General features: G+C 71.4%; 6 protein-coding genes. All 6 read right to left on the bottom strand.

The annotated features are described in order from the left end of the window. Window positions 1-75: 75 nt before the first annotated feature. The 6 genes from ACIGG8_RS40735 to ACIGG8_RS40760 all read right to left on the bottom strand — a co-directional run bounded on the left by ACIGG8_RS40735 (window position 76) and on the right by ACIGG8_RS40760 (window position 10,113). Window positions 76-1,536, bottom strand: a complete 1,461-nt coding sequence (locus tag ACIGG8_RS40735) for a glutamate synthase subunit beta (protein ID WP_396553616.1) — start codon at window positions 1,534-1,536, stop codon at window positions 76-78. Then, complete coding sequence (gene gltB / locus ACIGG8_RS40740; RefSeq protein ID WP_396553623.1) at window positions 1,529-6,130, bottom strand: glutamate synthase large subunit; 4,602 nt, start codon at window positions 6,128-6,130, stop codon at window positions 1,529-1,531. Before gltB ends, ACIGG8_RS40735 begins: the two co-directional genes overlap by 8 nt. 455 nt (window positions 6,131-6,585) lie before the next feature. After that, complete coding sequence (locus ACIGG8_RS40745; RefSeq protein ID WP_350523523.1) at window positions 6,586-7,323, bottom strand: VIT1/CCC1 transporter family protein; 738 nt, start codon at window positions 7,321-7,323, stop codon at window positions 6,586-6,588. A gap of 148 nt (window positions 7,324-7,471) precedes the next feature. After that, complete coding sequence (gene lgt / locus ACIGG8_RS40750; protein ID WP_396553617.1) at window positions 7,472-8,533, bottom strand: prolipoprotein diacylglyceryl transferase; 1,062 nt, start codon at window positions 8,531-8,533, stop codon at window positions 7,472-7,474. A gap of 121 nt (window positions 8,534-8,654) precedes the next feature. After that, on the bottom strand, window positions 8,655-9,518 hold the full coding sequence (locus ACIGG8_RS40755; RefSeq protein WP_396553618.1) for a DsbA family protein: 864 nt from the start codon (window positions 9,516-9,518) through the stop codon (window positions 8,655-8,657). Window positions 9,519-9,594: 76 nt separating this feature from the next. Then, window positions 9,595-10,113, bottom strand: coding sequence for a MauE/DoxX family redox-associated membrane protein (locus ACIGG8_RS40760; protein WP_396553619.1), 519 nt, complete (start codon window positions 10,111-10,113; stop codon window positions 9,595-9,597). Window positions 10,114-10,810: the final 697 nt, after the last annotated feature.

Below are 10,810 nucleotides of genomic sequence, written 5' to 3' on the forward strand. Positions count from 1 at the left end.
CCGGCGACGCTGGCGGGGGCAGCGGGTTGAGCTCCCGGCGATGCGGCGCCGGGGGTTCGGGGGCCGGTCGGACCGTCAGACCACCAGGGGGCGGTCCGTGGGTCGGATCGGGGCGGGAAGCGGGGTCTTGCCGCCCAGGTACGCGTCCACCGCGGCGGCGGCCGAACGGCCTTCCGCGATGGCCCAGACGATCAGCGACTGGCCTCGGCCGGCGTCTCCGCAGACGTACACGCCATCGACATTGGTGGCGAACCGGCCGTCGCGGGCAATGTTACCCCGCGCGTCGAGGTCGGCTCCCAGCTGCTCGACCAGCCCGTTCCGCACGTCGGTGCCGGTGAAGCCCATGGCGAGGGTGACCAGCTGCGCCGGGATGGCCCGCTCGGTGCCCGGCACGGGCTCGAACCGGCCGTCCTTGAACTCCACCTCGACGAGGTGCAGTTCCTGGACGTTGCCGTGCTCGTCGCCGGTGAAGCGGGTGGTGTTGACGGAGTAGATCCGCTCGCCGCCCTCCTCGTGGGCGGAGGTGACCTTGTAGGTCATCGGCATGGTCGGCCACGGCTGGTGCCCGGGCCGCTCCTCGCCGGGCCGCGGCATGATCTCCAGCTGGGTGACGGAGGCCGCCCCCTGCCGGTGGGCGGTGCCGACGCAGTCCGCGCCGGTGTCGCCGCCGCCGATGACCACGACGTGCTTGCCCTTGGCGCTGATCGGGGACTCGACGAAGTCGCCCTCCTGCACCTTGTTGGCCAGCGGCAGGTACTCCATGGCCTGGTGGATGCCCTTGAGCTCGCGTCCGGGCACCGGCAGGTCGCGGGCGGTGGTGGCGCCGGCGGCGACGACGACGGCGTCGAAGCGCTCGCGCAGCTGCTGCCCGGTGATGTCCTCGCCGACGTGCACGCCGGTGCGGAAGCGGGTGCCCTCCGCGCGCATCTGCTCGATGCGGCGGTTGATGTGGCGCTTCTCCATCTTGAACTCGGGGATGCCGTAGCGCAGCAGTCCGCCGATGCGGTCGGCCCGCTCGTACACCACGACGGTGTGTCCGGCGCGGGTGAGCTGCTGGGCGGCGGCGAGGCCGGCCGGGCCGGAGCCGACGACGGCGACGGTCTTGCCGGAGAGGCGCTCCGGCACCTGCGGGGTGACGCCGCCGCGGTCCCAGGCCTTGTCGATGATGGTGACCTCGACGTTCTTGATGGTCACCGCGTCCTGGTTGATGCCGAGCACGCAGGCCGACTCGCAGGGCGCCGGGCAGAGCCGCCCGGTGAACTCCGGGAAGTTGTTGGTGGCGTGCAGGCGCTCGATCGCGCCGGCCCAGTCGTCCCGGAAGGCGAGGTCGTTCCACTCGGGGATGAGGTTCCCGAGCGGGCAGCCGTTGTGGCAGAACGGGATGCCGCAGTCCATGCAGCGGCCGGCCTGCTTGGTGATGATCGGCAGGAGGCTGCGCTCGACGTAGACCTCGTTCCAGTCCCGCAGACGGACGTCCACGGGACGGCGCTCGGCCAGCTGCTTGGGCGTGGTCAGGAAGCCCTTGGGGTCAGCCATTAGCCGCCTCCATCATCTTGCGAGTGGTCTCGGCCTCGGAGAGGCCATCGCGCTCAGCGGCGTCCTTGGCGGCGAGCACTGCCTTGTAGTCGGTCGGCATGATCTTGGAGAAGCGGGAGACGCCGCTGCCCCAGTCGGCCAGGAGTTCGGCGGCGACGGTGGAGCCGGTCTCCTCGTAGTGCTGCTGCACGGTCTCGCGCAGCCAGTCGCGGTCGTCGGCGGTGGGGGCCTCGATGCCCACCATGCCGTCGTTGACGTTCGCGGGGCGCAGGTCCAGGACGTACGCGATGCCGCCGGACATGCCGGCGGCGAGGTTGCGTCCGGTCTCGCCGATGATGACGACGCGGCCGCCGGTCATGTACTCCAGGCCGTGGTCGCCGACGCCCTCGACGACCAGGGTGGCGCCGGAGTTGCGGACGGCGAAGCGCTCGCCGGCCTTGCCGCGCAGGTGGATCCGGCCGCTGGTGGCGCCGTAGCCGATGGTGTTTCCGGCGATGACGTGGTTCTGGGCGTCGTTGCCGATGGCCGCGGCCTCGCGGGCCGGGCGGACGACGACCACGCCGCCGGAGAGGCCCTTGCCGACGTAGTCGTTGGCGTCGCCCTCCAGCCGCAGCGTGACGCCGCGGGGCACGAAGGCGCCGAAGGACTGCCCGGCGGAGCCGGTGAAGGTGACGTCGATGGTCCCCTCCGGCAGGCCCTCGCCGCGGTACCGCTTGGTCACCTCGTGGCCGAGCATGGTGCCGACGGTGCGGTTGACGTTGCGGATCGGCAGCTGGATGCGGACGGCGTCGCCGCGCTCCAGGGCGTCCTCGGCGAGCGTGATGAGCTGGTTGTCCAGGGCCTTGTCGAGCGCGTGGTCCTGGGTGGTGGTGCAGTGCCGGGCGGCGCCGTCGGGCAGGTCGGGCACGTGGAAGAGCGGGGCCAGGTCGAGCCCGGCGGCCTTCCAGTGGTCGATCGCGGCCTGGGCGTTGATGTGCTCGGCGTGGCCGACGGCCTCCTCGATCGAGCGGAAGCCCAGGGAGGCCAGGATCTCCCGGACCTCCTCGGCGATGAACTCGAAGAAGTTGACGACGAACTCGGGCTTGCCGGAGAACCGGTCGCGCAGCACCGGGTTCTGGGTGGCGACGCCGACCGGGCAGGTGTCCAGGTGGCAGACGCGCATCATGATGCAGCCGGAGACGACCAGCGGGGCGGTGGCGAAGCCGAACTCCTCGGCGCCGAGCAGCGCGGCGATGACGACGTCGCGGCCGGTCTTCAGCTGGCCGTCGGTCTGGACGACGATGCGGTCGCGCAGCCCGTTGAGCAGCAGGGTCTGCTGGGTCTCGGCGAGGCCGAGCTCCCAGGGGCCGCCGGCGTGCTTGAGCGAGGTCAGCGGGGAGGCGCCGGTGCCGCCGTCGTGGCCGGAGACCAGGACGACGTCGGCGTGGGCCTTGGAGACGCCCGCCGCGACCGTTCCGACGCCGACCTCGGAGACCAGCTTCACGTGGATGCGGGCCGCCGGGTTGGCGTTCTTGAGGTCGTGGATGAGCTGCGCCAGGTCCTCGATCGAGTAGATGTCGTGGTGCGGCGGCGGGGAGATCAGGCCGACACCCGGGGTGGAGTGCCGGGTCTTGGCGACCCACGGGTACACCTTGTGGCCGGGCAGCTGGCCGCCCTCGCCGGGCTTGGCGCCCTGGGCCATCTTGATCTGGATGTCGTCCGCGTTGACGAGGTACTCGGAGGTGACGCCGAAGCGGCCGGAGGCGACCTGCTTGATCGCGGAGCGGCGCTCCGGGTCGTACAGGCGGTCCGGGTCCTCGCCGCCCTCGCCGGTGTTGGACTTGCCGCCGAGGCGGTTCATCGCGATGGCGAGGGTCTCGTGCGCCTCGCGGGAGATCGAGCCGTACGACATGGCGCCGGTGGAGAAGCGCTTGACGATCTCGGAGACCGGCTCGACGTCCTCGACCGGGATCGGCTCGCGGTCGAGGCCGTCCAGCCGGAAGAGGCCGCGCAGCGTCATCAGGCGGGCGGACTGCTCGTTCACCCGGTCCGTGTACTGCTTGAAGATGTCGTACCGGCGGTTGCGGGTGGCGTGCTGCAGCCGGAAGACGGTGTCCGGGTCGAACAGGTGCGGCTCGCCCTCGCGGCGCCACTGGTACTCGCCGCCGATATCCAGCGCGCGGTGCGCGGCGGGGATGCCGGAGGCGGGGTACGCCTTGGCGTGGCGGGCGGCGGTCTCCCGGGCGAGTTCGTCCAGGCCGATGCCGCCGAGCTTGGTGGTGGTGCCGGCGAAGTAGCCGTCGACCAGGGCCTGGGAGAGGCCGATGGCCTCGAAGACCTGGGCGCCGCGATAGGAGGCGACGGTGGAGATGCCCATCTTGGACATGACCTTGAGCACGCCCTTGCCGAGCGCCTTGATCAGGTTCTTGATGGCCTTCTCGGGCTCGACGCCCTGGATGAACACGCCCTGGGCGACGAGGTCCTCGACGGACTCCATGGCCAGGTACGGGTTGACCGCGCCGGCGCCGTAGCCGATCAGCAGCGCGACGTGGTGCACCTCGCGGACGTCGCCGGCCTCGACCAGCAGCGACACCTGGGTGCGCTGCTTGGTGCGGATGAGGTGGTGGTGGATCGCGGAGGTGAGCAGCAGGGAGGGGATCGGGGCGTGCTCGGCGTCCGAGTGGCGGTCGGAGAGCACGATGATCCGGGCGCCGTCGGCGATCGCGGCGTCGGCCTCGGCGGCGATCGCGGCGAGCCGGGAGGCCAGGCCCTCGCCGCCGCCGGAGACCTTGTAGAGGCCGGAGAGCGTGACGGCCTTGAGGCCGGGCTGGTCGCCGTCGGCGTTGATGTGGACGAGCTTGGCCAGCTCGTCGTTGTCGATCACCGGGAAGGTGATGCCGACCGAGCGGCAGGCGGCGGCCTCGGCGGCCAGCAGGTTGCCCTCGGGGCCGAGGTTGGAGAGCAGCGAGGTGACGAGCTCCTCGCGGATGGCGTCCAGCGGCGGGTTGGTGACCTGCGCGAAGAGCTGCACGAAGTAGTCGAACAGCAGGCGCGGCTTCTCGCTGAGCGCGGCGATCGGCGAGTCGGTGCCCATCGAGCCGAGGGCTTCGGCGCCGGTCTTGGCCATCGGCGCGAGGATGACCCGCAGCTCCTCCTCGGTGTAGCCGAAGGTCTGCTGGCGGCGGGTGACGGAGGCGTGGGTGTGCGCGATGTGCTCGCGCTCGGGCAGCTTGGCGAGCTGGATCTGCCCGGCGCCGACCCATTCCTGGTAGGGGTGCTCGGCGGCGAGGGCGGACTTGATCTCCTCGTCCTCGACGATGCGGCCCTCGGCGGTGTCGATCAGGAACATCCGGCCGGGCTGCAGGCGGCCCTTCTTGGCGACCTTCTCCTGGTCGATGTCGAGCACGCCGACCTCGGAGGAGAGGACGACCAGGCCGTCCTCGGTGATCCAGTAGCGGGCCGGGCGCAGGCCGTTGCGGTCGAGCACGGCGCCGATCTGGGTGCCGTCGGTGAAGGTGACGCAGGCCGGGCCGTCCCAGGGCTCCATGAGGTTGGAGTGGTACTGGTAGAAGGCGCGGCGGGCCGGGTCCATGGTGGCGTGGTTCTCCCACGCCTCCGGGATCATCATCAGCACCGAGTGCGGCAGCGAGCGGCCGCCGAGGTGGAGCAGTTCCAGGACCTCGTCGAAGGAGGCGGAGTCCGAGTGGTCCGGGGTGCAGATCGGGAAGATCCGCTCCAGGCCCTGCCCGTTCCGGTTGGCCGGGATGAGGTCGGTGACGAGCTGGGACTCGCGGGCGCGCATCCAGTTGCGGTTGCCCTTGACCGTGTTGATCTCGCCGTTGTGCGCGACGAAGCGGTACGGGTGGGCGAGCGGCCAGCTCGGGAAGGTGTTGGTGGAGAAGCGCGAGTGCACCAGGCCGATCGCGGACGCGTAGGTGCGGTCCGAGAGGTCGGGGAAGAAGGGCTCCAGCTGGCCGGTGGTCAGCATGCCCTTGTAGACGATGGTGCGCGCGGACAGCGACGGGAAGTAGACCCCGGCCTCGCGCTCGGCCCGCTTGCGGACGACGAAGGCGGTCCGGTCGAGCTCGATGCCGGCGAGGCCGTCCTTGCTCAGGAAGACCTGGCGGAAGCGCGGCATCACGCTGCGCGCGGTGGAGCCGAGCAGGTCCGGGGTGACGGGGACGTCGCGCCAGCCGAGGACGGTGAGGTCCTCGTCGGCGGCGATGGCCTCGATCTGCGCGACGGCGGCGGCGTCCTGGTCGTCGTCGTCGGGCAGGAAGGCGATGCCGACGGCGTAGGCGCCGGCGGCCGGGAGTTCGAAGTCGACGCGGCCGCGCAGGAACGCGTCGGGGATCTGGGTCAGGATTCCCGCACCGTCACCGGAGTCCGGCTCGGCGCCGGTGGCGCCGCGGTGCTCCAGGTTGCGCAGGACGTTCAACGCCTGCTCGACGATGGTGTGGTCGGCGATGCCGGTCAGCGTGGCGACGAAACCGACGCCACAGGCGTCGTGCTCGTTTCGCGGGTCGTACAGGCCCTGAGCAGCAGGTCGCGCATCCGGCACGAGCGAGTACGGCTGGCGGGCGGCGCCGGCCTGGAGCTCGTTGGCGGAGTGCATGGATGCAGGCAGCATCGGCTCTCCCGTCGTCGTCTTTCGGCAAGTTGGTGCAAGTAGGGACGACGTTGGCCCTGATGCGATGGTGCGGTGTCGTGCAAGTTACATGATGCCCAGGATCCCGAGAAGCGGAATATCCCGTCCACATGGCGGGACGAGCCGCAGGTCAGGGGGTGTGGGAAGAAGGACGTGCCACAGTGCACGTCCCGACGATTGTGCCCAACGGTCCCCGGCCTGAAACAGGGGCGAAACCGGATCGCCACAGAGGCCGATCATGGCCGCCTGCGAATCCATTCCGGGAGTCGGCCCACGGATGCGAATCCGCGGCGCCGAGGCCCGGATGGTGAGACTAGGCCAGGCATGACGCGACGCCCATGTGTGAAACGTCACGCATTGCCCGGCATAATCATGCAGAGTTCTGGGTCATCCCACAGGTCCCGACGACCGCCCGGCGGGCCTCAGCCCACGTGCCCGCCGATCAGCGAGCCGAGCAGGTACGTCACCCCGGCCGCCGCGCCGCCCAGCACCAGCTGCCGCAGCCCGCTGAACCACCAGCTGCGGGCCGTCACCCGGGCCACCACCGCGCCGCACAGGAACAGCCCGGCCGCCGCCAGCACCAGCGCGGGCAGCAGCGAGGTCGCGCCCAGCAGGTACGGCAGCAGCGGCAGCAGCGCGCCGAGCGCGAAGCACAGGAACGACGACCCGGCCGCGACCAGCGGCGAGGGCAGGTCGGTGGGGTCGATGCCCAGCTCCTCGCGGGCGTGCACCTCCAGGGCCAGTTCCGGGTCGACCGACAGCTGCCGGGCCACCTCGTGGGCGAGCTCGGGGTCCACCCCGCGCGAGACGTACAGCTGGGCCAGCTCGGCCAGCTCGCCGTGCGGGTTGCGGCTCAGCTCCAGCCGCTCGGCCTCGATCTCGGCCTGCACCAGCTCCCGCTGCGAGGCCACCGAGGTGTACTCCCCCGCGGCCATCGAGCAGGCGCCGGCCGCCAGGCCCGCCAGTCCGGTGAGGATCACCGTGCCGTTGGACACCGCGCCACCGACCACACCGGTCATCAGCGCGAAGTTGGACACCAGGCCGTCCACCGCGCCGAACACGGCCGGCCGCAGCCAGCCGCCGTTGACGTCCCGGTGGTGACCGGCCGCGGGTATCCGGGGCTGGTGCCCGGCCTCGGGTTCCAACGTGGTCGCACTCATGTCCCTGTCCCCTCCGTCGTCATTGGTCCGCCCTGAACGTAGCCCTCCTGACCTGCGCATTTCCAGCAAAGTAAGGCTGTCCGAACACGACTGAGGCCACCCTTCGCAAGCGCTGCGAAGGGTGGCCCCGGTCGGGGGAAGCCCCAGGTCAGATCGGGTTCTTGGCGTCCTCGTCGGCCTTGTCGGCGGCCACCGCAGCGGGTGCGGCGGCCGGCTTTCCGTCCACGGAACGGGACGACTGCGCCCCGTCCCCGCCCTTCCCGGCGCCGGCGGCCGACTTCTCCGCGGCCTTGGCATCCGCCTTCTCCGCGACCTTCGCCGCGCCCTTGGCGTCCGCCTTGTCCGCGGCCACGCCCTCGGCGCCCTCCGCCTCCAGGTGCGCGGCCGGGTCGATGGTCGCCGGGTCCTCCCGGCCGGGCCGCTTCTTGCCGACGACCACCAGGTACGCCACGGCGCACAGGAACACCGCGATCGACACCCAGTCGTTCAGGCGCAGACCGAAGTAGACGTGCGCCTCGTCGATCCGCAGCCACTCGGTCCAGAACCGGCCCACCGTGTACGCGGCGACGTACAGCGCGAAGGCCCGGCCGTGGCCCAGCGTGAACCGGCGGTCCGCCCAGATCACCAGCAGCGCGACACCGACGCACCAGAGCGACTCGTACAGGAAGGTCGGGTGGTAGACGCCCTCCACGACGGTGCCGTCCGGCAGCACCTTGTGGATCTTCAGGCCCCACGGCAGCGTGGTCTCGCGGCCGTACAGCTCCTGGTTGAAGTAGTTGCCCCAGCGGCCCAGCGCCTGCGCGAGCGCGATGCCCGGCGCGATGGCGTCGGCGTAGGCGGGCAGCGGCACGCCCCGGCGGCGGCAACCGATCCAGGCGCCGACCGCGCCCAGCGCGATCGCGCCCCAGATGCCGAGGCCGCCCTCCCAGATCTTGAGGGCGTTCCAGGGGTTCTTCCCCTCACCGAAGTACAGCCGGCCACCATCGGTGATCACGTGGTAGAGGCGGCCTCCGACCAGGCCGAACGGCACGGCCCACACGGCGATGTCACCGACCGTGTGTTTGGCACCGCCCCGGGCGACCCAGCGCTTGCTGCCGAGCCAGACGGCGACGACGACACCGAGGATGATGCAGAAGGCGTAGGCGCGCAGCGGGACTGGTCCGAGGTTCCAGACGCCCCGCGACGGGCTGGGAATGTAGGCGATATCCATGGCAGTTCCGACGCTACAGGGTCAATGGCCCGGGTCGGACACCCCCGGGGTCACAGAAGCCGAACAACAGGGGAAGCCGCCCCCTCCGGACGGGGAGGGGGCGGCGGGCCGGGCAGGGGGTTCAGCCGGCGTTCGGCGACGGGTTGTTGGCCTCCGAAGCGGCACTGGTCGGCGCCGGGGTCTGCCCGTGCGAGCCCGCCGTGCCGAGCTGCTTGCCCTGGTTCGCGGCGTCCACCCACTTCGCCAGGTTCTCCGGGGTGATCTCCTCGCTGCCATTCTTCGGGTAGATCGGCTGGCCGTTGAGCAGCACCGTCGGGGTGGACTTGTAGCTGGACTTGTCGAAGTCCTGCTGCACCGAGGACACCCATCCGCCGTACTTGTTGTCGTTGACGCAGGCCTGGAACTCGGGCGTGTCCAGACCGTTGACCTGCTTCGCCAGGTTCAGCAGGACGGCCTTGTCGCCGAAGGCGTCGTTGGTCTCCTCCGGCTGGTTGCGGTACAGCACGTCGTGGTAGTCCCGGAAGTGCCCGGCGTCCTGGGCGCAGGCCAGCGCGTTGGCGGCGGTCTTGGAGCCCCTGCCCGGCACGGCCCGGTCGATGAACGACACGATGTGGTAGTTGGTGTAGACCTTGCCGGCGTCCTCCAGCTGGTCGACGGTCGGCGAGAACTCCCGCTCGAACATGCCGCAGGCGGGGCAGCGCGGGTCCTCGTAGACGGTGAGGACGGAGGGCGCGTTGCCGGCACCGACCGGGATGACGAGGTTCTTGTCGCCGATGGTCCCGGCCGGGGCGGCGGTCGGGGTCTCCGGCTTGGAGCGCTCGTTCTGCACCACGACGCCGACGACCACCGCGGCGGCGATCACCGCGAGCACGGCGCCGCCCACGATCAGCTTCTTCCTGCGCCGGGCGGAGGACTCCTCGGCCGCCCGCTGCTCCTGCATCCGCTCACGGGCGGTGCGCTTGCCTTCTCGGTTCTTCTCGCTCATTGCCTTGACATCCACGGTCGGGGGCCTTCGTCGGGTGCGGGGTGGGCGGGGACGGGGGTGCGGCGGGGCCGGCGGGTCAGGTCACCAGCCAGCGGTCCACCGAGAACCGGGTACGGGGCCGCCACAGCAGCCACCCGGCCAGCAGCAGGAACCCGGTGTCGCGCAGGATCTCCTGCAGGTACGCGGTCTGGGACTCGTCGACGTGCCCGCCGCCGCCGAAGCAGCCGCAGTCGATCGAGATGCCGCGCGCCCAGGCGGAGGCGATCCCGGCGATGAAGACGAGCAGCAGCAGTGCCGAGACCCCGGCGACCAGGCGGACGCCGAGCCCGATCACCAGCAGGAACGCGAGCGCCAGCTCCAGGAAGGGCAGGCCGTAGCCGATCGGCTTGACCAGGCCCTCGGGCAGGATCTCGTACGCCCGGACGGCCTGGGCCGCCTCCGCCGGGTCGGCGATCTTGGCCAGCCCGGCCCAGCCCCACACCACCGCGAGTCCGAGCCGTACGACCAGGCCGACCCACTCGCTCCAGGCCGGCACCGGCCGCCGCTCCGACGGCGCGGGGGCCGGGCCGTCGGGCTGCACTGCCGGGCCGGCCATCAGGGAACCCCCCTCGGGAAACTCGTTCACTTCCTGACGAACCGTAGGGAAGGAGGGGGGGTTCCTCCCCATTCAGGAATCAAGCCGGAAGAGTGACGGCCTGTCCGATTCCGGCGAACACCCGTACGTCAGTGGCACCCCGGCATCCGCCCCGGATCGAACAGATCCGGCCGCCCGTGCCCCGCCCGCTCGGCCGCGTCCCACCGAGCCGCCTCGGCACACGCGACCGCGTCCCGCTCCGCCCGCTCCGCCCCCCGCTTGGCCAACGCCTGCCCCACCTCGGTGTGCGCCACGACGGCAGCACCCAGAGCCAGCGCAGCAGCCGCCGCCCGCAGCAGAACGGCCCGATGAAAACCCCGCACCGGCTCACCCCTTTCGCTCGCTCCGCTCCCCCGTGCACCTCGTTCGTGCACTCGTCCCTCCACTCAACGCCCGTCAACCCCGCCTGATGCGTGTCGCCCCCACTGTTCACCCGTTCGGTGCCGCCCCAGCACCCCCACACACCCCAGCCCCAGCCACCCCCACCCTCATCGAGAGGACCACCCCCACCCCGCCGCACCCACCCCCGACCCCCACCCCCCACCCACCCCCTACTCTGCACAGCGAGAGGGACGCGCTGCGGGGACGGACGGGGGCGGCGCAGGGGGTGGCCCGGAGAGGGGCGTTGCGGGTGATTTTCAGACTGCCAACGGCGCCC

It is taken from the genome of Kitasatospora sp. NPDC085464 (assembly GCF_044541955.1).
GTDB lineage: Bacteria > Actinomycetota > Actinomycetes > Streptomycetales > Streptomycetaceae > Kitasatospora.